Source organism: Pseudomonas granadensis (assembly GCF_900105485.1).
Classification (GTDB): domain Bacteria; phylum Pseudomonadota; class Gammaproteobacteria; order Pseudomonadales; family Pseudomonadaceae; genus Aquipseudomonas; species Aquipseudomonas granadensis.
The window spans coordinates 1,852,518-1,873,863 of record NZ_LT629778.1; the positions used below are offsets into that span (position 1 = coordinate 1,852,518).

20 protein-coding genes are annotated in these 21,346 nt (G+C 61.2%); 11 read left to right on the forward strand and 9 right to left on the reverse strand.

Going from position 1 to position 21,346, the window contains the following annotated elements; all coding sequences use genetic code 11:
• Positions 1–71: 71 nt before the first annotated feature.
• The gene (locus BLU52_RS08175; protein ID WP_090282697.1) at positions 72–503 is read right to left on the reverse strand and encodes a helix-turn-helix domain-containing protein; all 432 of its coding nucleotides are present in this window, start codon (positions 501–503) and stop codon (positions 72–74) included.
• 249 nt (positions 504–752) lie between these two features.
• Here BLU52_RS08175 and BLU52_RS08180 point away from each other — a divergent pair, with 249 nt between their 5' ends.
• From BLU52_RS08180 to ycaC, 7 genes are all read left to right on the forward strand, one after another.
• Positions 753–1,736, forward strand: coding sequence for an MBL fold metallo-hydrolase (locus BLU52_RS08180; RefSeq protein WP_090282698.1), 984 nt, complete (start codon positions 753–755; stop codon positions 1,734–1,736).
• 54 nt (positions 1,737–1,790) lie between these two features.
• Positions 1,791–2,714, forward strand: a complete 924-nt coding sequence (locus BLU52_RS08185) for a LysR family transcriptional regulator (RefSeq protein WP_090282699.1) — start codon at positions 1,791–1,793, stop codon at positions 2,712–2,714.
• 112 nt (positions 2,715–2,826) lie between these two features.
• Positions 2,827–4,581, forward strand: a complete 1,755-nt coding sequence (locus tag BLU52_RS08190) for an Ig-like domain repeat protein (RefSeq protein WP_090282700.1) — start codon at positions 2,827–2,829, stop codon at positions 4,579–4,581.
• A gap of 96 nt (positions 4,582–4,677) precedes the next feature.
• Complete coding sequence (locus BLU52_RS08195; protein ID WP_090282701.1) at positions 4,678–5,091, forward strand: DoxX family protein; 414 nt, start codon at positions 4,678–4,680, stop codon at positions 5,089–5,091.
• Positions 5,084–5,710: an antibiotic biosynthesis monooxygenase gene (locus BLU52_RS08200; protein WP_090282702.1), complete on the forward strand. Its 627-nt coding sequence runs from the start codon at positions 5,084–5,086 to the stop codon at positions 5,708–5,710. Before BLU52_RS08195 ends, BLU52_RS08200 begins: the two co-directional genes overlap by 8 nt.
• Positions 5,711–5,750: 40 nt before the next feature.
• Positions 5,751–7,589: an amidohydrolase gene (locus BLU52_RS08205; RefSeq protein ID WP_090282703.1), complete on the forward strand. Its 1,839-nt coding sequence runs from the start codon at positions 5,751–5,753 to the stop codon at positions 7,587–7,589.
• A 68-nt stretch (positions 7,590–7,657) separates the two neighbouring features.
• On the forward strand, positions 7,658–8,281 hold the full coding sequence (gene ycaC / locus BLU52_RS08210; RefSeq protein ID WP_090282704.1) for an isochorismate family cysteine hydrolase YcaC: 624 nt from the start codon (positions 7,658–7,660) through the stop codon (positions 8,279–8,281).
• A gap of 215 nt (positions 8,282–8,496) precedes the next feature.
• Here the strand turns inward: ycaC and BLU52_RS08215 are convergent, their stop codons facing one another.
• Together BLU52_RS08215 and BLU52_RS08220 are read right to left on the reverse strand one after the other, a co-directional pair.
• Entirely contained in the window at positions 8,497–9,924 is a 1,428-nt protein-coding gene (locus BLU52_RS08215; RefSeq protein ID WP_090282705.1) for a mechanosensitive ion channel family protein, read from the reverse strand.
• A 51-nt stretch (positions 9,925–9,975) separates the two neighbouring features.
• Positions 9,976–10,995: an alpha/beta hydrolase gene (locus BLU52_RS08220; protein WP_090282706.1), complete on the reverse strand. Its 1,020-nt coding sequence runs from the start codon at positions 10,993–10,995 to the stop codon at positions 9,976–9,978.
• Positions 10,996–11,156: 161 nt separating this feature from the next.
• Between BLU52_RS08220 and BLU52_RS08225 the strand changes: the two genes are divergently transcribed.
• From BLU52_RS08225 to BLU52_RS08240, 4 genes are all read left to right on the forward strand, one after another.
• Positions 11,157–12,056 (forward strand): LysR family transcriptional regulator, encoded by a 900-nt coding sequence (locus tag BLU52_RS08225; protein WP_090282707.1) that lies wholly within the window; start codon positions 11,157–11,159, stop codon positions 12,054–12,056.
• A gap of 173 nt (positions 12,057–12,229) precedes the next feature.
• Positions 12,230–12,502 (forward strand): CopG family ribbon-helix-helix protein, encoded by a 273-nt coding sequence (locus tag BLU52_RS08230; protein WP_090282708.1) that lies wholly within the window; start codon positions 12,230–12,232, stop codon positions 12,500–12,502.
• Between the two features lies 1 nt (position 12,503).
• Positions 12,504–12,779, forward strand: coding sequence for a type II toxin-antitoxin system RelE/ParE family toxin (locus tag BLU52_RS08235; protein ID WP_090282709.1), 276 nt, complete (start codon positions 12,504–12,506; stop codon positions 12,777–12,779).
• A gap of 99 nt (positions 12,780–12,878) precedes the next feature.
• Positions 12,879–13,676 (forward strand): class I SAM-dependent methyltransferase, encoded by a 798-nt coding sequence (locus tag BLU52_RS08240; protein ID WP_090282710.1) that lies wholly within the window; start codon positions 12,879–12,881, stop codon positions 13,674–13,676.
• Between the two features lie 812 nt (positions 13,677–14,488).
• Here the strand turns inward: BLU52_RS08240 and BLU52_RS08245 are convergent.
• The 6 genes from BLU52_RS08245 to BLU52_RS08270 all read right to left on the reverse strand — a co-directional run bounded on the left by BLU52_RS08245 (position 14,489) and on the right by BLU52_RS08270 (position 21,345).
• Positions 14,489–15,181, reverse strand: a complete 693-nt coding sequence (locus tag BLU52_RS08245; protein ID WP_090282711.1) for a GNAT family N-acetyltransferase — start codon at positions 15,179–15,181, stop codon at positions 14,489–14,491.
• Positions 15,178–16,368, reverse strand: coding sequence for a GNAT family N-acetyltransferase (locus BLU52_RS08250; RefSeq protein ID WP_090282712.1), 1,191 nt, complete (start codon positions 16,366–16,368; stop codon positions 15,178–15,180). Before BLU52_RS08250 ends, BLU52_RS08245 begins: the two co-directional genes overlap by 4 nt.
• Before the next feature lie 4 nt (positions 16,369–16,372).
• Positions 16,373–17,062, reverse strand: coding sequence for a GNAT family N-acetyltransferase (locus tag BLU52_RS08255; protein WP_090282713.1), 690 nt, complete (start codon positions 17,060–17,062; stop codon positions 16,373–16,375).
• Positions 17,063–17,123: 61 nt separating this feature from the next.
• A complete protein-coding gene (locus BLU52_RS08260) occupies positions 17,124–19,043 on the reverse strand; it encodes a hypothetical protein (protein ID WP_090282714.1) in 1,920 nt (639 codons plus the stop codon).
• On the reverse strand, positions 19,040–20,347 hold the full coding sequence (locus tag BLU52_RS08265; protein ID WP_090282715.1) for an oligosaccharide flippase family protein: 1,308 nt from the start codon (positions 20,345–20,347) through the stop codon (positions 19,040–19,042). Before BLU52_RS08265 ends, BLU52_RS08260 begins: the two co-directional genes overlap by 4 nt.
• A complete protein-coding gene (locus tag BLU52_RS08270) occupies positions 20,344–21,345 on the reverse strand; it encodes a polysaccharide deacetylase family protein (protein ID WP_090282716.1) in 1,002 nt (333 codons plus the stop codon). The genes BLU52_RS08265 and BLU52_RS08270 overlap by 4 nt, the downstream gene beginning before the upstream one ends.
• Between the last annotated feature and the right edge of the window lies 1 nt (position 21,346).

A 21,346-nucleotide genomic window follows, 5' to 3' on the forward strand; every position in this document is an offset into this window, starting at 1 on the left:
GCGCGGGCTCTCTGGTTCGGGTGTCTGGGCATGATCCTCAGGTTTGCGCATCGGTGCAACGGGCGTCTCGATCAGAACATGCCGGGCTGCGAACGCGGCGACCGCGGTTCGCGCATGATCTGACAGCGCCAGGCGAACGGATTGATGCCTTCGCTGCGGGTAAACATGTGACAGAAATGCGCCTGATCGCAGAAGCCGCATTCCAGGCTTATATGCGTCAGGCTCAGGTCGGTGTGCTGGATCAGCAGTTTGGCGCGGGCGATGCGCTGGGTACGAATCCAGTCCTGCGGCGAAAGCCCGGTGCTGCACTTGAAGGCGCGGGAAAAATGACTGCGCGACAGTGAGCAGGCGCGGGCCAGTTCGGCCACTTCCAGGCTGTCACCGAGGCGTTCGAGGATCAGTTGTTTGACCAGCCGTTCGCGTTGCGGACTGAGCCCGCCAATGGCAGGTGTATCCGGTTGGCGGGCAGGGGCGAGGGCGACGGTGGGTTGCAATTGAGCCATGGCCAAGGTCCGTGTCGATGGGGAATGCACGAAAGGCGCATCCCGTCAGGTCAAAAAACAACGCTGTGCGAGTGACGGCATTGTTCAGCGCGGGCGCCAGGCTGACGAGTTAATCGTTGTTAATTGCCGAGCATCGACCGGAACTCAGCACATGCTTGCAAGTCTGCGCCGGGCGTTTTGCGCGACGATCCGGGGCAAGCGTGGCGAACCGACAGGGCCGCCGCAGTCGGTCAGGTTCAGGAGAATTCGATGAAAAGCATGTTCAAAGCCGCGACAACCATGACGCTCGCACTGGCGATGTCCTTCGCAATGGCGCAAGCGCCACAAGTGGGCACTCAGGCGCCGGGTTATTTCCGCCTGGCGGTGGGGGATTACGAAGTCACGGCGTTGTTCGACGGCTACAACGACTTGTCGCCCAAGCTGTTGCAAGGCATGAGTCAAAGCCAGATTCGTGCGCTGCTGGCCCGCCGTTCGATTGAAACGCCGGGTGTGCAAACCGCGTTCAACGCCTTTCTGGTCAATACCGGCAAGCAACTGATTCTGGTCGACAGCGGCGCCGGCCAGTGCATCGGCGCCACCGCTGGCCAGTTGCTGAGCAACATGCAGGCAGCCGGCTATAAACCGGAGCAGGTCGATACCATCCTGCTGACGCACCTGCATCTGGATCACGTCTGCGGTCTGGTCGATGGGCAACAGCAGGCGCTGTTCAGCAATGCCACGGTGTACGCGGCCAAGGCTGAAGCCGATTATTGGCTCGATCCGGCCGCACTGGCCAAGGCTCCGGCCGGCGCCAAGGAGTTCTTCAAGATCGCCCAGCAATCCACTGCCGCTTACGTCGCCGCCGGGCGTTTCAAGACCTTCAGCGCAGGCGAGTCGCCGCTGCCGGGCGTGGTCGAAGCGACGCTCGAGGCCGGGCATACGCCGGGCAGCACCACCTATCGTTTCACCTCGCAGAAGCAGAGCATCGTGTTCATGGGCGATCTGGTGCATAACCTCGCGGTGCAATTCCTGCATCCGGAAGTGTCGATCGGCTTCGACGTCAACAGCCAGCAGGCGATCAATAGTCGTCAGGCTGTGTTCAGTGCGGCGGCGGCGAGCAAGACGTGGGTCACCGCTGCGCATTTGCCGTTCCCGGGGATCGGCCACATCACTGCCGAAGGCAAACATTTCCAGTGGGTGCCGGTGGAGTACGGCCCGTACAAACGCGCGGCCAAAGTGCCGTTGATCGAGTAAAGTGCGTAGCGCCGATCCGCTTGAGCGGCTGACATTGATAAGGACGACATGCCCATGAACCGTAACGATCTGCGTCGCGTCGACATGAACCTGCTGGTGATTTTCGAAGCGCTGATGTTCGAGAAGAACCTGACCCGCGTCGCCGAAAAACTGTTCATGGGCCAGCCTGCGGTCAGTGCGGCGCTCGGCCGTTTGCGCGACCTGTTCGACGATCCATTGCTGCTGCGCAATGGTCGCGGCATGGAACCGACCGCACGGGCGCTGGCGATTCTCAAGGAACTGCAGCCGGCGATGGATGTGATCTCCGGGGCGGTCAGCCGGGCCAAGGAGTTCGAGCCGGCGAGCAGTTGCGACGTGTTTCGCATCGGCCTGTCGGACGACGCCGAGTTCGGTCTGTTCCCGCCGCTGTTGCGCCAGCTTCAGCAGGAAGCGCCGGGGATTGTCGTGGTCGTGCGTCGCGCCAACTACCTGCTGATGCCAGCGTTGCTGGCCTCCGGGGAAATCTCCGTGGGTGTGAGCTACACCACGGATCTGCCAGCTAACGCCAAGCGCAAGAAGCTGCGTGATATTCCCTGCAAAGTCCTGCGCGGCGATGATCGTCCGGGGCCGCTGACGCTGGACGAATATTGCGAGCGTCCGCATGCGATGGTGTCTTTTTCGGGCGACCTGAGCGGCAATATCGATCTGGACCTGGCGAAGATCGGCCGTTGCCGCCGTGTCGTTCTCGGTGTGCCGCAGTTCAGCGGGTTGCGCGCCTTGCTCGCCGGCACCGAGATGATCGCCACCGTGCCGGATTATGCTGCCTGCGCCTTGGTTGAGGGCTGTGCGCTGCGTGCCGAAGATCCGCCGTTTCCGATCGATGCGGCACAGTTGTCGATGGCCTGGAGCGGGGTGCATGACAACGACCCGGCGGAGAAATGGCTGCGCTCGCGAATCAGTCAGTTCATGGCGGCGCCGCTGGATATCCCTTCAAGATGAGTGACCACTCGTCGAAAACCATGCTTCACCTGTAAGTTCTGACAGTGGTGCCGGTTGGCCTTCCCGTGTTTGATGAGCATGCCGAAGAGGCCAACACTCAAGGAACCTGAACATGGACACGCCGACGCCTGCGCTCAACAGTAACGACCTGCCACCGCTGCAGATCATGGAAAGCTTTCCTGGCGGCTTGTTGAACCCGCACGCGGTTCGGCACAACATTACGCTGCGAATAGACTACGAGTGGGCGCGGGAAGACGTTGTGACGATCCACTGCGCCGGAACTCCGGGGTTCGGCTCTTACACATCGCCGCGCATACCGATCGGTGGGTTTGCACGTCCTTTCCAGACCCACATCGACACCCGGCTCGTGACTTTCAACCTGGGGCATACCGTCGTTTTCACTTACACGGTTTACCGAGGCACGGCGGAGTTTGTTTCACAAGCGTTGGCGCTGTACGTCGCACCGATCAATCTGTTTGATCTGCCTCGGCCGTTTATCCGACAGGCTGACAACGACGGTCAGGGAATCGAATTGCCTGTCAGCGATCTGGATGAGTTCACATTGCGTATCAATGCGTGGCTGCTGGGCACGAGCGGGCAGTGTTTTTGGCTCACCGCAAATGGCACTAACGCCGACGACACTGATTTCGAGGCGTCTTATTGGCGAGCCCCGGTCAACGTCGTCGATGAAGACTTTCAGCGGTTTGGGTTTTTCGAGCAGAATTTCCCTGCTGCGCCGCTGCAGGCTTTGAAGAATGGCAGCGTGCTGACGCTGAAATTCATGGCCGGGCTGCAAGGCAGTGAGGAGCCATCCCTCGCTCAGGCATTCGCCCATCGAAACTACATCATCCGCACAGGTTCCGCCGTTACGCCGAGGATATTGTCAGTTCGCGATCAGGATGGCGAGGTCGCCGACGGTGCGAATACTCGCTACACCAATGTCACCTTGAGCGGCAGTGCTTCGGGCGAGTTGACGGTGTTGGACGGCACGACCCCGATCGGCACGGCCAGTCCCGTAGACGGTAACTGGACGCACGGTGCGCCTGGTCTGAATCCGGGACCGCATGCATTTACGGTTCGGTTGGCTGATGGCAGCGGCAGCCCGTCGAATACCCGACGGATCAACGTCGTGCTGTCAGACCTGTCGCTGAGGATTGTCGAGGCTCCCGATGACACCCGTCTTGATCCGCTGAACGCACTCACCAGCCTGACCGCTGAGCTCGTTTATGATCATCTGCCCACCGATATGGTGTCTGTGACGGTGACAGCCGCTGACGGCACACCCCCTGCAGGCTCGCATACGACCACACCGGTTGCAGCGGGTAACACTCGCCCCATCAGGATTACCTTGCCCGTTTCGTTGGTGGCATTCAGCGTCGGAAAAACCATGGAGGTGACCTTTTCGTATACCCGCGGTGGGGCAGCTCCGGTGCCCTCACTGCCTTTACGTCTGAACGTGTTGCCGATTGCGCTGGAGCGGCTCGTAGCGCCAGTGATCACTCAGGCCAACGGTGACATTCTTGATCTGAAAGATATCCAGTACGGGGCCAATCTGGAGTTTGGAGTCTGGCCCTTGATTGCTGTGAGTCAACGATTGTCGTGTGATTTTGCCGGGGAGTCCGACACGGGGCCGCACAACCTGCGCATGTGGACGGCCACCGTCAACATGGTGCACCGCGCATGGATCACCAATGGCCGTTTCGGTCCTAATGTTTCAGTCGATTATCTGCGGTTGCTCAAGCACGGCAGCAAACTGGTCATTCGGTTCCGGGTCAATCTGGATCAGGCGACGGATCCGAATACGCAGACGGTTTTTCAAACGCGCGAATACACGATAGGGCGACGCCTTGAGACCGCTCCTGCCTGACACGCTGGACAAACCCGGCAACTGAGCACATCCATGCAATTCACTCCGCCCCCTCGTTGGCATGATTCAAGCCAATGACATTCAGAGGGGCGGGTCATGGCTACGTCGAGGGATGAACAGGCACAGGACATCGGTTTGCTGTTCCTGCGGGTCAGCGGCGGATTGTTTTTGCTGTGGGTGCACGGCTTGCCCAAGCTGCTGGATTTCACCGCGCAGTTGCAACTGATCGAAGACCCGTTCCACCTCGGTGCCCGCCTCACGCTGATCCTGGCGATTTTTGCCGAAGTCCTCTGCCCGCTACTGATCGTCGCCGGGGTGCTGGCGCGGTTGGCCTGCCTGCCTATTCTCTTTGTGCTGCTGGTGGCGCTGCTGGTCGTGCATCCGCAATGGAGTGTGGCCGAGGGGCAGTTCGGCTGGTTGCTGTTGATTCTTTTCACCACTGTATTGATCGCCGGGCCTGGACGGCTGGCGATTCCTGTTCGTTTGCCCGGAGTACTGCGTTATGCCTGAAGCCCTGAATCAACCCACACCGGGGGCCGATGAGACCGTCACGTTGATCATCAAGCACCGGGTCAAGGCCGGTTTCGAGTCGGCGTATGAAGCCTGGCTGCGCAATATCGTCCGTGTGGCGGGGCAGCGCGAAGGGCATCTGGGGGTCGATGTGGTGCGCGGCAAGCGTGGGCGTCTCGACTTTTATACCTGCGTGCTGCGCTTCAGCAGCACCGAAGCGATGCAAGGCTGGCTGGAATCATCGGAACGTCAGGCGCTGGTCGCCGAAGCCGCGCCGATGCTGGCTGACGGCGATCAGACCGAAGTCGCGCCGGTCAACGAGTTCTGGTTCTCGCCATTGGCTGACGCCGCTTCGCCACCGCCGCGCTGGAAACAAGCCGTGGTGTCGTTGCTGGTGATTCTGCCGCACACCTTGCTGGTGCCGCTGATCTGGGGGCCGTTGCTGGCGCTGCATCCCATCCTTTCCAACTACGTGGTGGCCACCTTCTTCATCACCCTGACCATCGTCCTGTCGGTGGTGTACGTGGTGATGCCGCCGGTCACCCGTTTGTTCACGCCTTGGCTGGAAGCCAGCCAGGCCCATGAACACCTCGATTCCCAAGAAACCTCGCCGCGTTGAGCGGGGTTTGCATCTTTTCACTTTTGCTTGAGGAACTGCGATGAACGCCGATCTGATTCTGTTCAATGGCCAATTTCATACGGTTGACCGCGAAAAACCGCTCGCCAGCGCCGTGGCGATCAAGGACGGCCGCTTCGTCGCCGTCGGTAACGACGGCGAAGCCATGGCCCTCAAGGGCAGCGCCACGCAAGTGGTCGACATGAAGGGCCGCTGCGTCATCCCCGGCCTCAACGACTCGCACCTGCACCTGATCCGTGGCGGTTTGAACTACAACCTCGAACTGCGCTGGGAGGGCGTGCCGTCGCTCGCCGACGCGCTGCGCATGCTCAAGGATCAGGCGGACCGCACGCCGACCCCGCAATGGGTGCGCGTGGTCGGTGGCTGGAACGAATTCCAGTTCGCCGAAAAGCGCATGCCGACCCTGGAAGAAATCAACCAGGCCGCGCCGGACACCCCGGTGTTCATCCTGCACCTGTACGACCGTGCCTTGCTCAACCGCGCGGCATTGCGCGTCGCTGGTTATACCCGCGACACACCGAACCCGCCGGGTGGCGAGATCGTGCGCGACAGCAACGGCAACCCGACCGGCATGCTGGTTGCGCGGCCGAACGCGATGATTCTCTACTCGACGCTGGCCAAGGGGCCGAAGCTGCCGCTGGAATATCAGGTCAACTCGACTCGCCAGTTCATGCGCGAACTCAATCGCCTCGGCCTGACCAGCGCGATCGACGCCGGCGGTGGTTTCCAGAACTACCCGGACGATTATCAGGTCATCGAACAACTGGCCAAAGAAGACCAGTTGACCGTGCGCATCGCCTACAACCTGTTCACCCAGAAGCCGAAAGAAGAACTGACCGATTTCCAGAACTGGACCGGCAGCGTCAAGTTGCACCAGGGCGACGACTTCCTGCGCCACAACGGCGCCGGCGAAATGCTGGTGTTCTCGGCGGCCGACTTCGAAGACTTCCTCGAACCGCGCCCAGACCTGCCGCAGACCATGGAACAAGAGCTGGAGCCGGTGGTGCGCCATCTGGTCGAACAGCGCTGGCCGTTCCGCCTGCACGCCACGTACAACGAATCGATCAGCCGCATGCTCGACGTATTCGAGAAGGTCAACCGTGACATTCCGTTCAACGGTCTGCCGTGGTTCTTCGACCACGCCGAAACCATCACCCCGCAGAACATCGAGCGGGTCAAAGCGCTGGGCGGCGGCATCGCGATCCAGGATCGCATGGCGTTCCAGGGCGAATATTTCGTCGATCGCTACGGCAAACAAGCCGCCGAAGCCACGCCGCCGATCAAGCGCATGCTTGCCGAAGGCGTGCCGGTGGGCGCCGGCACCGATGCCACCCGCGTGTCGAGCTACAACCCGTGGACTTCGCTGTACTGGATGGTCAGCGGGCGCACCGTCGGTGGTCTGGCCTTGTACGAAGAAGGGCTGCCACGCAGCACCGCGCTGGAACTGTTCACCCACGGCAGCGCCTGGTTCTCCTCGGAGCAGGGCAAGAAGGGCCAGATTCGCGTCGGCCAACTGGCGGACCTGGCAGCACTCAGCGCGGATTTCTTCAGCGTCGAAGAAGAAGCGATCAAGTGGATCGAGTCGGTCATGACCGTGGTCGGCGGCAAGATCGTCTACGCCGCCGGCGATTTCGAAGACCTCGGCCCGCGCTCGATTCCGGTGCTGCCGGACTGGTCGCCCGTGGTCAAGGTGCCGGGCCACTGGCGCCCGAACTCGCCGTTGCAGGCACAGGTTCACCAGTGCAGCGGGCCGTGCGCCGTGCACACCCACAGCCATGAAAAGGCGCGGATGTCGAACGCGCCGGTCAGCGACTTCGCCGGTTTCTGGGGCGCGTTCGGCTGTTCCTGCTTCGCCTTCTGATTTCGAAAAAAACGCCGGTCATCCCGGCCGGCGCTTCACGCAACAACCATCCATCCAGGAGTTTTGCCATGAGCGTTCCTTACAAGCGTCTGAACAAAGATGATGCCGTCGTGCTGCTGGTCGATCACCAGACCGGTCTGATCTCGCTCGTCCAGGATTTCACCCCGAACGAGTTCAAGAACAACGTGCTGGCACTGGGCGACATCGCCAAGTTCTTCAAGCTGCCAACCATCCTCACCACCAGTTTCGACGCTGGCCCGAACGGCCCGATCGTGCCCGAGCTGCGCGAGCAGTTTCCGGACGCACCGTTCATCCAGCGTCCAGGCCAGATCAACGCCTGGGACAACGAAGACTTCGTCAAGGCGATCAAGGCCACTGGTCGCAAGCAACTGATCATCGCTGGCGTGGTGACCGACGTCTGCGTGGCATTCCCGACCCTTTCGGCAATTGCTGAAGGCTTCGAAGTGTTCGTGGTGACCGACTCGTCCGGCACCTTCAACACCACCGTGCAACAAGCGGCGTGGGCGCGCATGTCGGCGGCCGGTGCACACCTGTTGAACTGGTTCTCGGTGGCGTGCGAGCTGCAGGGTGACTGGCGCAACGACATGGAAGGTTTGGCGCATCTGCTGTCGGAGCGTCTGCCTAACTATCGCAACCTGATCAACAGCTATACCAAGTTTACTGCTCAGTAATCGGGTGCGAGTCTGAAAAGCCCCTCACCCTAACCCTCTCCCAGAGGGAGAGGGGACTGACCGTGTTGTTTGTCCAAACTGCACCGACCTGCAATACCGAGGCGATCTCCATGCTTGAAGCGCATGGAGATCGGCTCCCTTTCCCCCTCGCCCCCTTGGGGGAGAGGGCTGGGCGGGCGGCGTTCCGATGAGGGGGTAGCTTTTGATCTTGATCTTCAGCGCTTCTGCAACCACCCCAAAAACCCTCCTTTCTTCACCGCCACCGGTTTGGCCATCAACGCGAGGCGACTGTTCTGCTGACGCACCGCCTGCAATTTGTTCAAGGCCCGATTGACCTCACTGCGCTTGTCCATGCACTCTCGGGTCAACTGCTTGTCGAGTCGATAAACGATGCTCGAGGTCAGCGCGGTGAACGTCGCCTGCGACGGCGTGTCGGCAAGAATGCTTTGTTCACCCATCACCTCACTCGGCCCCATACGCCCGGCTTCGACCTTGTTGTCACCATCCGGCACGGTCGCGCTGACCACGCCGGTGGCAATCACGAACAGGCTGTCCGGCACTTCATCCAGATCCAGCACCACCTGACCCGCCGTGTATTGCTGGGCGACCATCGATTCGGCGAGGCGATCGCGCTCGTCACTGCTCAGCGAGCGGAAGATCTTCACCTCATCGAGCAACGCGCGGGCGCGGCTCGAGGGTTCGATTACGCCGTCGGGATGACGCGAAATGCCCGCGGCTTCGAGATGGCGGTGGGCGAGGTCGAACAGTTGGTTGCGCACTTCGCTTTTCTTGCCCAGCTCGGCGATAAAACCGCTGGCGACGTACTCCGACATGGTTTCGCCAGCCTCTTTGAGCACGGCTTTCGGTGCCGGACTGAGCAACAGCGAACTGCTGCCTTGCAGCGTGCGATCCAGCGCATCCAGCACCCGGCGTGGGCGAATATGGTTCGGCACTTGGATGCTGATCGACACGCCATGCATGTTGTTCGGGCGGCTGAGGTTGACGATCTTCGCCTTGGCCGCCACCGAGTTCGGCACCACTGCCATGGTCCCGGCGCTGGTCAGCAAATGGGTGGCGCGCCAGTCGATGTCGAACACCTTGCCTTCGACGCCGTCGATCATCACGAAATCGTCCACCTGATACGGCTTGGTGGTGTTCAGCACGATCCCGGAAAACACGTCGGCCAGCGTGCTTTGCAGCGCCAGGCCGACAACGATGGCGACCACGCCCGACGTCGCCAGCAGACCTTTGACCGGCAGCTCCAGCACATAACCGGCGGCGGCGACGATGGCGACGAGAAACACCAGCGCGCCTATTACGTCCTGCAGGAGACGACCGCTGTGACCGATGCGACGCATCAGGGCCAGACCGATGACTTCGGTCAGCACCCGCGCGGCGTACAGCCACCAGAGAATGCCCAGCGCCGTCGCGCCCAGTTGCGCCACGCGGTCATCGGCAAATTGCGGCGCCTGCAACGGGCTGACACCGGCGTTGATCACCAGCGCACTAAAGGCCAGAAACAGCACCAGTCGCACACCGACCTTCGGTGCGCGATGCTTGTAGGGCGCGAAGTGCCACAGCGCGGCGTCGAGCAACAACAGCACGGCGCTCCAGGAGAGCAGGTGAGCGAGAAGGAAAGTCATGGGCGTTACTCACACAAAAAGCCCGGCGCTTTTGGGGCGCCGGGCCTGGGCTCAGTTGAGGTGGGTTTTCAGCTCGGCGGCCGCTTGCCGTACCGCTGCCTGCACTTCGGGGATCTGGCTCAGCGGGTTGAGCAGGCCGAAGTCATGAATCATCCCGTTGTAGCGCACCGAGGTCACCGCGACACCGGCCGCATCGAGGTGCCGCGCATAGGCTTCGCCTTCATCACGCAGCACGTCGAATTCGGCGGTCTGCACCAGCGCTGCCGGCAAGCCCTTGAGCTGTTCGGCGCTGGCGTTGAGCGGCGAGGCGTGGATCTGCGTACGCTCGGCCGGCTTGGTGGTGTAGTTGTCCCAGAACCATTGCATCATGCCTTTGGTGAGGAAATGTCCCTCGGCAAATTGCTGGTACGAACCGTCGTCGAACTGCGCGTTGGTCACCGGCCACATCAGCAACTGGAAGCGCAGCGCCGGGGCTTTGTGTTCCTTGGCCATCAACGCCACCACCGCCGCCATGTTGCCGCCAACGCTGTTGCCGGCCACGGCGAGGCGCTTGCCGTCGACGCCGATTTCCTTGCCGTGCTCGGCGACCCATTTCGTCGCGGCGTAGGCCTGGTTGATCGCGGTCGGGTACTGCGCTTCCGGCGACGGCGTGTAATCGACGTACACCGCAACAGCCCCAGAGCCCACCACCAGATCACGAATCAAGCGCTGGTGCGTCGGGAAATCACCAAGCACCCAGCCGCCACCGTGGAAGAACATGAACACCGGGAGCTCGCCCTTGACCTTGGCCGGACGCACCACTTTCAGATTGATGGTCTGACCATCGACCTTGATCGCCTTGTCGCTGACTTCAATCCCCGACAAATCCACTTTCACCGACGCCTGGGCACCGGTCAGCACCGCACGGGCGTCTTTTGGGCTCAGTTGCTCCAGCGGCTTGCCGCCGCCAGCGGCAAGGGCGTCGAGGAAGGCTTGGGTGTTGTGTTCGACGCCTGTACTTTCAGCGGCGAACGCATTGCCGATGGACAGGGCGAGGAGGGATGCCGCGAGGGTTTTCTTGACGATGCTCATGGGTGGAAATCCTTTTGAATGATTTTGATTTTTTTGCCTGAGTTGCGGGCTGCTGTGGCGCCGGGTTTCTGGCCTCAGCAACACCGTGAGCACAGATTAATGGGCTGCTGAAAAGTGAAAAAGCAGCTATAAAGCGTTTAACTGTCCACCAGAGAGTGACAATGAACCCGTTCGAAGACATGCGTATTTTTTGCCAGGTCATGGACTCCGGCAGCTTCACCTCAGCGGCCGATCAGTTGGGCCTGTCCAAGCAGTTCGTCAGCCGTCGCTTGATGCAATTGGAAGAGCGGCTGGGCGTGCGCTTATTGAACCGCTCGACCCGGCGCCTGGACGTCACCCCGCTGGGGCAGAGTTACTACGAAGCGGCTTTACGACTGCTGGGCGAAGTCGAGCAAGTCGAACAGGGCATCGCCGGGGAGACGGCGGAGCCGCGCGGGACGATCCGCCTGAGCGCGCCGCTATCGTTTGCCGTGGCGCATCTGGGCTGTCTGCTGCCGCTGTTTCTTCAGCGCTATCGCGAAGTGACGGTGGAAGTGGACCTGAGCGATCGCCCGGTGGACTTGCTCGGCGAGGGCTACGACCTGGCACTGCGCATTGGCACGCTGGAGGACTCGACGCTGATCGCTCGACGCCTCGCGTCCATCGAACGGGTGTATTGCGCCAGTCCCGCGTACCTGGCCGAACGCGGTACGCCGCTCAAGCCTGAAGACCTGCACAGCCATGATTGCCTGCCGTATGGACACGGGCGCTCGGTGCAATGGCGATTCAACGACGGGCAGGGCAAACCGGTATTGGTCAACGTCGCCGGGCGCATGCGCGTGAACAATGGTGAATTGCTGCGCGATGCGGCGGTGCAGGGGATGGGCATTACTTATCTGCCGACATTCATTGTTGGCGCGGCTTTGAAGGATGGACGGCTGGTGCCGGTGCTGGACGATTTGCGCCCCGAGCCGCTGACGTTGTCGGCGGTGTATCCGCAGCATCGGCAGGCTTCAAGGCCGGTGCAGGCGCTGGTGGAGTTTTTGCGTGAGCGGTTGAACCAGAGCCATGTGAATCTCTGATCTGGAAAGAAAGCTTTTCTGCCCCTTGACGTTCCGTCGGGCTTAATAGCAGAAGATGGTGTGTCGTGATTAACTTTGATTCAGTTTGTTGCGAGAGTAGGCAAGCTCAATCACAGGTCACTATTCTGTTGGCTTATGACTCTCGCTGCCCTCAATCATCAGGAGACACTCACATGGCCGCGACAATGAAAACCCGATCCGTTACTGCCCACGTTCCGGTGCAGTTGGCCGAGAAGGTCGACCTGATGGCCGAGCGTCTTGAGCGCTCGCGCAACTGGATCGTGAAACAAGCACTGAGCGCCTGGATTGATCAAGAAGAAGAACGCAGCCGTTTGACGCGCGAAGCGTTGGCTGATGTGGACGCCGGGCGCGTCATCGATCATCAATCGGTGCAGGCTTGGGCGGACAGCTTGAGTTCTGATGCTCCGCTCAAGGCACCACTTTAATATGGAGTTGAAGTGGACGAGCAAAGGACTTTCCGATTTGACCAGGCTTTACGAGTTCTTGGCAGCAGTCAATCAACCTGCCGCTGCACGTACTGTGCAACAGCTGACTGCTGCTCCTGCAATGCTATTGGCCAATCCGCGCTTGGGCGAGCGTCTGGAAGAGTTTGAACCGCGAGGTGTGCGAAGGATTCTGGTAGGGCACTACGACATGCGCTACGAGATTATCGGTCCGACTATCTACCTGCTGCGCCTTTGGCACACCCGCGAAGAACGATAGCCCGTCGTCAGATCCGCATTTACAACATTGCAACAACCGCCACTCCGGGTCTGTTCTAGACTCATGCCGCTCAATCACGAGCCCTATCCGGAGTGCGCCATGGAAGTGCCCAATCCCAAAACCGCCATCGAGAGCAATCGACAGGCCTGGAATGATTCCGCCCGCCATCATCAGGACTCACCGGACTGGCAGGCATTGCTTAACCAGGTCGCGCAGGCGGATTTTTCCTGTCTCGACGACACCCTGAGCGGCTTGCTGGACGTCAACGGCAAGGACGTGATTCAACTGGGCTGCAACAACGGTCGCGAAAGCCTTTCGCTGTTTGCCCTGGGTGCGCGCAGTGTGGTCGGCGTCGATCAGTCGGCAGCGTTTCTCGAACAGGCCCGCGTACTCAATGCTCGCTCACCGCACCCTGCCGAGTTTGTCGAAAGCGATATCCATCATTTGCCTGGGTCATTGCATAACCGGTTTGATGTCGCCCTGATCACTATTGGCGTGCTGAACTGGATGCCCGATATTGGCGAGTTTTTCCGTCACGTGGCTTCGACGCTGAGACCGGGTGGCAAGCTGGTGATCTACGAGACCCATCCGTTTCTGGAAATGGTCGATCCGGCCGGTGAAGATCCTTATCGCCTCGCCAGCTCGTACTTTCGCGCCGAGCCGTTTGTGCAGGAAGAGCCGATTGTCTACGTCGGCAAGATTGAACAGCCGGCGGCAAAGTCGTACTGGTTCGTGCACACCCTCGGCGCGATATTCAGCGGGGTGATCGGGGCGGGGTTGAATGTTGCGCACTTCAGGGAACATGCGCATTCGAATCGGGAAGAGGTGTATGACCGTTATATGAATCGAGAGGCGCAAATGCCGATGTGTTTTACTCTGGTGGCGAGCAAGGTCTGAGCATCTTTATTGCGACGACTGGCTTCACAGGGGACAGTCGCAGTGCGCGAGACCACTGTGGGAGCCAGCCTGCTGGCGATGGCTTTTCTTCAGGTGCTGAGCTTTTTGGGTTTGGGTACATATCCGTTGCTGCGGTCAGGGCTGCTTAGGGTTCCGCTCTTACAGCGGGTCACCTTTTTCAAACGCCGGAGTGCCGGCCCAGCAAAAAGGTAACCCAAAAGGCTTGCTCCTGCGTTCGGCCCTCGCAGGCTCGGGTCCCTTCGCTGCGGGATCGATCCGGGCGCAGCGGCTACGGTTTGCTTCGCTGCACCTACTTCCGCTGTGTCTGGCTGCGCCAGACGGTCGCTGCGCTCCCACGCCCGGATCAATCCCTCCACTCAGCCTTCCGATGTCGCCGGTGACGCAAGATCAAAGGCACTCGAGCTAACGCTCATTGTTGAGTGGTTAGAAGCGGGGGGTTGGCTTGGGGTTTGTGGTGGATTCGCCCCTCACCCCAGCCCTCTCCCCCTGGAGAGGGAGCCGATTTGTGGGTCGTTCAAAATTTGCATTCGACTCGGTAGTGCATGTTGGCGTATGCCTTCCAATCACCACGGTCAGTTCCCTCTCCCTCCGGGAGAGGGCTAGGGTGAGGGGCTTTTGATTTTCGCTTTTGATTTTCAGACTGAGTTCAAACATTTGTCTGAACCACCGCCATCGCCAGCAGGCTGGCTGCCACAAGTTGATGTCGTTCCAACTGAACAAATGCAAACAACATGTGGGAGCTTGCCTGCAAGCGATGGCGGCCCAAGCGCCACCGCCGCTTGCGAGGTGAATTACGCCCGCGCCGCCGCGCTCACTACCGGTCTTTCCGGCTTGCGCAGCGCTGCCAGTCTTGATTCGCTGTAGCGCGTTTGGCGGGTGAAGCGCCAGTGCCCGAACAGGTCGTAGACGTGTGTGATACGCCCTTGTTCCTGATAGCCCAGGCGCATGTGCATTTTCAGGGCCTGAATATTGGCGCTGTCGCAGATATCCACGACTTTCTTGAAGCCGCGGGCCGCCATGACTTGCCAGAGTGCGACCTGTGCATCGACGGTCAGGCTACTGCCAAAATAGTGCCGGGTAATTTCGGCACCGAACTGGAAGTATTCACCGGGCTGGACCGGGAACGTGCAGCGATAGAAGTGGCGGTCGTAATAGTCGCGCGCGCTGGCCCAGACGAACCCGACGGTGTGATCGTCCTGGTCCAGGTACATGTGTCCCGTATGCCCTTCAGCGGCCAGTTCGGCCATGGTCTGCACGCGGTCGCCAAAGTACTTGCTGAAGGCGTTGGCGTTTTCCTCGGTGATGTCGACCCTGCGCAAACCTTCACAGGGGCGCAGTTTGTTCGGGGCAATCGGCGTGACCAGATCGCGCTCCATCCAGAGCAATTTGCGGTGAGCGAATATGTAACGCTTCCCCAGCGCGCCAAGGGTGCGGCGCAGGCCTTTTTGTTTGATGCGCAGAAGCAGTTCTTCGATGACGTTCATGATGCTCTCCGAGGCGCTAGCCCAGGTGTGGGGGATGATGTTGCCGGTTGAGTCGCAGATGTATCTGTTGCCGCCGGGTTGCCCGCACGCTGTGCGCGTCTTTTTTGCAAGGCCGGTTTGACGCAGTACCAAAGACGTAGCCCAAGGCCCAGCAGCAAGCCACTGGGGCGCCATGAGTAGAAGCTCCAGCGCCAGTGTTCGAGTTGTCCGGTCATGCGCTCGTGCAACTGATGGCTGGAGTTCTCCAGGCTGACCCGCGACGCATCGATCCAGTGCCATTGTTCGTCCAGGCCCCAGCGAATCCATTCCTCCAGCAGCACGCGGCCGCTGCCCAGATCGGCATGCTGCGGCAGGAAGGCAAGGTTGTAGTCGTAGAGTCGGCCCTGCTCGAGCAGGCCCAGCCGATAGCTGAGGCAGCGACCGTCCAGCTCCAGCGTTACGACCCGCACCAGGCCCTGAGTGGCGAGGGCGGTGAAAGCGCTGTTTATCCACTGACGACTGCGTTCGGTGGCGAAGATCCCGACGCCTTCGTCACCTTTCCAACTGACCGACTCGACTGTCTGCAGCGCTTGTAAAACCGTGGGCATCGACAGCGCATCGGGGGTGATTCGCCGTACCTGGGCGCCGCACGCCGCAATCCGCTTGCGCGCCCGCCGCAGCTTGTAGCGCGGGTCGCCGGAGACTTCCTGATGGTCGGCTTCGCTGATCAGATGCACTGGCACCCGGCAACTCAGGCGTCGTTCAGCCGTGGAGCTACGCGCCATCCATTCGGTAAGCGCACTTTCTTCGCCGGCCGGTTCCGACAGTTCATTGAGCTGCAGCAGCGCATGGGGCAGGCGCTGTCGGATCAGCGCCAGCGCCTCGCGCATGTCCTCGGCGCCGAGCAACGACAGCAGGGCCAGCCGATCGGCCAGCGGATAACCCAAGTGGCGCAGCACGCGAAAGGGCACCCCAGCGAAGCGTTCGCGGCCGGCCACCAGCGGCAGGCACAGGCGCAATGTGTCCGCGTCCCAGCCGAGCAGAATGTGCAGGCGTTGATCCTCGCCCAGGGCCTGCTCTGCCGCGCATAACCAGCCAAGATTATTGAACGGCGTGTGGTCGGCTACGAGCAGGCGCAGTGCTTCATAGGCGTTCGCCGGGAAGTCCGCTGCGCACAGGGACGTGCGCCATTCGAATCGCATCGCCATGGGTTCAGGCCGCCGTTGCTTTGACAGGTGGACGGGACGGTTTGCGCAGCGCCGCCAGGCGTGAGCCGCTGTAGCGGGTTTCGCGGTAGAAGCGCCAGCGGCCGAACAGCGTGTAGATATTCATGATCCGCTGTTGTTCGGTATAGCCCATGCGCAGGTGCAGCTTGAGCGCCGGGATGTTGCTCGAGTCACAGACATCGACCACTTTGCTGCAACCTTGCACGGCCATGGCTTGCCACAGACGCACTTGCACATCGACGGACAATGCGGTGCCCCAGTAGGCGCGGGCCATTTCGCCACCGAATTCGAAGAACTCGCCGGGTTTCACCGGGAACCGGCAACCGTAGTAATGCCGATCAAAATAATCGCGCGGCGTGCCCCAGATGAACGCCACGGCATCGCCGTGCTCGTCGACATGCATATGCCCGGTGTGACCTTCATCGGCCAGCTCGGCCATGACGCCGACACGGTCGCCGAAGTAACGGCTGAAGGCGCTGGCGTTGTCTGCGGTGATGTTCATTACGCGCAGCGGCGGGTAAGGCTTGAGACTGTACGGCGGCACGGGACTGACCAGGTCGCGCTCCATCCACAGCAATTGCCGATGGGAAAAAACATACATTTTGCGGATCTTCGCCAAGGTCGCTCGCACGCCTTTACGACGGATATGTCCGCTGAGTTTTTTCAAGATGTCCATGGTCTCTTCTCCTGATGAAGGTGCCACGCGCAGCATGACGCTCGCAGGGCAGTAGGGCGGTTCATGAAGCGTTCCAGTTCAGGGCAAACAGGGTTTGCCCCGGTAATTCGAAACGCACACGCCCGTTTTCGCAGGCAAACGGTGCGTCGCGGGCGCGATTGTCAACGCCGAAGAAACTCAGGGCTGCGTGATCAAGCGGGCACTTCACGCTGCTCAGATCAACGCGTTGCAGGCGGGTACTTTTGTTTACCCCGAGCAATGTGCGCTGCTCGTCACCGGCCATCGCCAGCACATCCACTTCGAAAGCGTCGTTATCCAGTTGCAGCACATTTGGCAGCCAATGCCGGGCGATGAATTGCTGGGCGAGGCCCACCGGTTTCAGCTCGAAGCGACCGTCGCCTGACACGCGCGCCATGCCCTTGGCATAGGGCGGTTCGTCAGCGGCCTGAAACCAGTTGAGCATGCTCAGCAGACCATCCTGAGAAGCGTTGATAACGACCGAGGCCCACCACAGCGCGGCGTAGTGAGTTTCCTGATCGTACGGGCTCAGGCTCGAGCCGCTGGACAGGTTGGTCTGATCGAGCAGCAAGGCCTTGCGCGGCTGACCGTTTGCGTCGAGGCCGACCAGTTCCGCGGCGCGGCGCACGCTGTCGCGGTAGACCCGAGTGGCAAGCAGGTCGCGAATCATCCATTCGTGCCAGGCCAATGCGTCGACCTGATCGGCGGATTCGCTGAGCATTCGGCGGGCCCAGTCGATGCCGCGTTTGCTCGCCGCGTTGCGCGTGAACGGCCCGTTGACCAAGCGTGAAGTGGCGGGCATGGCGATACGTACGCCGGCCCTGGCATTGGCCGGGTCGCTGCGCACCTGGCGGGCCAAGCTGACAAAAATCGCCCGGTAATCTTCGTAGCTCGAATAGTTGAGGTTCGGCTCGTCGGCGAAGCCGATGTAATGCGTGCCTTGACCACCCAGTGCGCGCGTAGCGGCGAGCCACGCGTCAAGACCGTTGCTGCTTTGCCCGTCGGCACGCAGATTGGCCTGACGCCCGGTGCCGGCGAGCAGGGTGATGTCCTGACGGATGCCGAAGCGAGTCTGATAGAGCAGACGAACCGGGTCTTCGAAACCGGCATTTTTCGAAACAAGGTCAACGTAGCTGTAATAACTCGCTGCGGCCGGTTTCAAGGCATCGAGTGCGGCATGGCTGGCGGCGGGCGGCATGAGATTGGGCAGGGCAATGCCCAGATCCGGCGTGCGCCCGAGGACTTTATCATGCAGGGTCAGTCGTACCTGACCCGGCTCTTCACGCAATGGCTGGAGCTGCTGGGGATTTTGCGCAAACAGGTTGGCCGTGCCATCGAGCCAGAACGCTGCTTTGCCGCTGCCCTGCAGGCGCAAGCGCCAGACCTGGGCCTGGTCACTGACCGGCAAGGCCACTTGATCGAATTGCCAATAGGCGGGGTGGCGCTTGAGGGTCAGCGACAGTTGTTGGCCGTCCTCCACGCGCTGTGCCTGCAGCGCGTTGACGCCGCCATGGTATTTGCCGTTCAGCACCGCGCGTTCCCCCGGTGCGACTCGGAAAAACAGCTCATCACCACGGCGCGTTTCGACACTGAAATGCACCTTGGCCGGACTGAACAGCGCCACGGTCTGGTCGTCATGCTCGACGCGGTAACTGCGAAAGCTGTAGCCGGGAATCTCCAGACGGTAGCTGGCCGCGCCCGGCACCAGCGGCCAGCGCTGCGAACCGCGCACCTCACTGGCCTTGATGAAACGGTCACCTTGCAGTCGGCCGTGGCCGTCGAGCAGGTAAATATGTTCTTCATTGGCCTCGGCCTGCCATGCCGGAACCCAGCTCACGGTGACGGTATCCGGACGATCAGCTTGCAGATACAGGCTGCCGTCGCGGATGTCGCCCCACTGCATCGGCGCAGCGAAGCCGTTCAGCGACATGCCGAGTCCGAGCAACAGGGCCAGGCGATTCATGCGGCTTTCCGACGGTGCAACATCAGCCACATCGGGCTGAGATCACCGGGCAGGATGAACAGCGTGTGCCAGAACCTAACGCCGCTGAGTTTGCAATAGAGCACCAGCATCGCCAGGGTCACCGCCAGATAGGCAATCGAGGACGCCGCCGCTGCGCCGACGATGCCGTAGCCCGGAATCAGCAACAGATTCAACGCCAGATTAAGTAATGCCCCCACTCCCATCATCAGCGACACAGTGGCGGGCCGGTTCTTGCCGATCAGGTCCAGGCGCAGAATGCTGGCGTAGCACAGGCCCAACAGCCCCGGGAGCAATGCCAGCAGCGCCGGGTAGGCCGGTTGGTAAGCGACGCCGAACAGGGTGACGATCAGCCATTCGCCGATCAGCGCCATGGTAATGCAGGCGCCGAGCATCACCGTGGCGGTCAGGCGTAGCGCCAGCGGCGTGACCTTGTCCATGCCTTTGTCCTGTTGCAGCAGACGCTTCATCAGCGGTGTGGTGACGGCTTCCGGAACGATCAGCAGCAGCTCCGCGGCGGCGCTGGCCATGGCGTAATGGCCGAGCGCGGTGCTGCCCAGAAGGGCCCCGATAAACAAGTAATCGGAGCGCAGAATGACCTGTTGAAACAGCAGATCCGGATGGCTGCGCGCACTGAATCGCAGCAGCTCGTTCTGGCTCGCACGATCCCATTGCAACTGAATTGGCTGTGCGCGTTTGAGCCACATCCAGCCCACCAGCACCACTAGGCTGATACCAGCCAGCCAACTGATCAGCGCTGCTTCGAGTGCGGCCTCTTTCCACATCCAGAACAGCGCCACAAACAGCAACAACGGCGCCAGCGATTCGATCAGGCGCAGGACATTGAACGCGACCACACCCCCCGAGGCGTTGTGCAAGGTCAGCAGGCCGCTTTTGAGCACCGTCAGCGGCACCGCCAGCAGCAACAGCCACGCCAGCAGCCCGAGTTGCATCGTGACATCCAGTTCGCTGCCGAATTCTCGCGCCAGGGCCACCACCAGCAACGTCAGCAGCCCGGCCAGCAGACAGCCGAACACCAACACCTGAGCGAGCAACAAGCCCATCGGCCGCTGATTGGCCGCTTGATAACCGACCGCTGAATTCAAGCCGCCGCTGGTGGCCGCACTGATCAGATCCGGCAGGGTGCTGAGCAGGGCGAACAAGCCGCGCTCGCTCGGCCCGAGAATCCGCGCCAGCAACACATTGCGCAGCAGGCGCAAGGCGATCATCGCCAGTTTGGTGCCCATGCTCAGGGCGAGGTGCTTGAGGTAGCTGCCGCGACTCATGGCCGTGCCCCGCGAAAGATCCGTAACGACAACAGTTCCGGATTGCGCGCGGTGCGCTGGCTGACGCCGAAGCGTGGCAGGTTCAGCGGATCGCCGGCGCCGCGATAGAGTCCTGTGGTGGTGCCCAGGGCAAACGGATAGTCGTGATTGGCAACCTGCTCACGCACGCGCTCGTCGTTGTCGCCGTTGGGGTAGCAATACACCGGCAATGGCCGATTGCAGCCGTTTTGCAAGGCACCGCGGCTGCGGCTGATTTCTTCGTGCAGACGCACGTCGTCCAGTCCGGTGAGGATCGAATGACTGGCGCCGTGCGGGCCGAAACGCACCAGGCCGGAGGCTTCCATGGCGCGCACCTGATGCCAGTCCAGCGCTTGCGGCAAGGAATCCGGCGGACACTCATTGGTCAGACGTTCAAGCTCCTGCGGATCGAGGCTCTTCAGCCCTTGCAGGTAATGCAGCAGCGCCAGGCTGCGCCGGTCGACATCGATATCGTCGAGCAGCACCGGCAACGGATGACCGGTGATGCGCAAGTGCTCGATCAGGTGCATGCGGGCCTTTTCGCCGTGACTGCCCCATAGCGTTTCGCCCACGCTTTCCCACCAGAAGCGTTGCCGGCTGCCAATGAAATCGGTGGAGAGAAAAATGCTCGCCGGCACCTGATGTTTTTGCAGCAGCGGATAGGCGTTCACCGCGTTGTCGCGCCAGCCATCATCGAAGGTCAGCGCCACGCGCGGACGCTCGGTGCGCAGGGCGTTGGGCTGTAGCAATTCCATCAGCGGCACGCAATCGAAATGCTTGCGCAGCCATATCAGCAAGTGTTCGAACGCCTGCGGGCCGACACACAGTTCATTGCGATGCGGCAGGTTGGCGGCACGGTCGTTGCCCAGCACCCGGTGGAGCATCAGAATGACCCCGGCCCCGTGCAACTGGTTGCGCCCCACCGACGAGTTGAGATAAAGCCAGCCGCTGGTGCGTTTGAGCAATTGTTTGATCGCCATG

Coding starts and splice junctions, on each gene's coding strand:
- BLU52_RS08230 (WP_090282708.1), top strand. CDS start 12,230: ATGGCCGCGACAATGAAAACCCGATCCGTTACTGCCCACGTTCCGGTG.
- BLU52_RS08265 (WP_090282715.1), bottom strand. CDS start 20,347: ATGAGTCGCGGCAGCTACCTCAAGCACCTCGCCCTGAGCATGGGCACC.
- BLU52_RS08240 (WP_090282710.1), top strand. CDS start 12,879: ATGGAAGTGCCCAATCCCAAAACCGCCATCGAGAGCAATCGACAGGCC.
- BLU52_RS08185 (WP_090282699.1), top strand. CDS start 1,791: ATGAACCGTAACGATCTGCGTCGCGTCGACATGAACCTGCTGGTGATT.
- BLU52_RS08175 (WP_090282697.1), bottom strand. CDS start 503: ATGGCTCAATTGCAACCCACCGTCGCCCTCGCCCCTGCCCGCCAACCG.
- ycaC (WP_090282704.1), top strand. CDS start 7,658: ATGAGCGTTCCTTACAAGCGTCTGAACAAAGATGATGCCGTCGTGCTG.
- BLU52_RS08245 (WP_090282711.1), bottom strand. CDS start 15,181: ATGAACGTCATCGAAGAACTGCTTCTGCGCATCAAACAAAAAGGCCTG.
- BLU52_RS08195 (WP_090282701.1), top strand. CDS start 4,678: ATGGCTACGTCGAGGGATGAACAGGCACAGGACATCGGTTTGCTGTTC.
- BLU52_RS08180 (WP_090282698.1), top strand. CDS start 753: ATGAAAAGCATGTTCAAAGCCGCGACAACCATGACGCTCGCACTGGCG.
- BLU52_RS08220 (WP_090282706.1), bottom strand. CDS start 10,995: ATGAGCATCGTCAAGAAAACCCTCGCGGCATCCCTCCTCGCCCTGTCC.
- BLU52_RS08215 (WP_090282705.1), bottom strand. CDS start 9,924: ATGACTTTCCTTCTCGCTCACCTGCTCTCCTGGAGCGCCGTGCTGTTG.
- BLU52_RS08205 (WP_090282703.1), top strand. CDS start 5,751: ATGAACGCCGATCTGATTCTGTTCAATGGCCAATTTCATACGGTTGAC.
- BLU52_RS08250 (WP_090282712.1), bottom strand. CDS start 16,368: ATGGCGATGCGATTCGAATGGCGCACGTCCCTGTGCGCAGCGGACTTC.
- BLU52_RS08225 (WP_090282707.1), top strand. CDS start 11,157: ATGAACCCGTTCGAAGACATGCGTATTTTTTGCCAGGTCATGGACTCC.
- BLU52_RS08235 (WP_090282709.1), top strand. CDS start 12,504: ATGGAGTTGAAGTGGACGAGCAAAGGACTTTCCGATTTGACCAGGCTT.
- BLU52_RS08255 (WP_090282713.1), bottom strand. CDS start 17,062: ATGGACATCTTGAAAAAACTCAGCGGACATATCCGTCGTAAAGGCGTG.
- BLU52_RS08200 (WP_090282702.1), top strand. CDS start 5,084: ATGCCTGAAGCCCTGAATCAACCCACACCGGGGGCCGATGAGACCGTC.
- BLU52_RS08260 (WP_090282714.1), bottom strand. CDS start 19,043: ATGAATCGCCTGGCCCTGTTGCTCGGACTCGGCATGTCGCTGAACGGC.
- BLU52_RS08190 (WP_090282700.1), top strand. CDS start 2,827: ATGGACACGCCGACGCCTGCGCTCAACAGTAACGACCTGCCACCGCTG.
- BLU52_RS08270 (WP_090282716.1), bottom strand. CDS start 21,345: ATGGCGATCAAACAATTGCTCAAACGCACCAGCGGCTGGCTTTATCTC.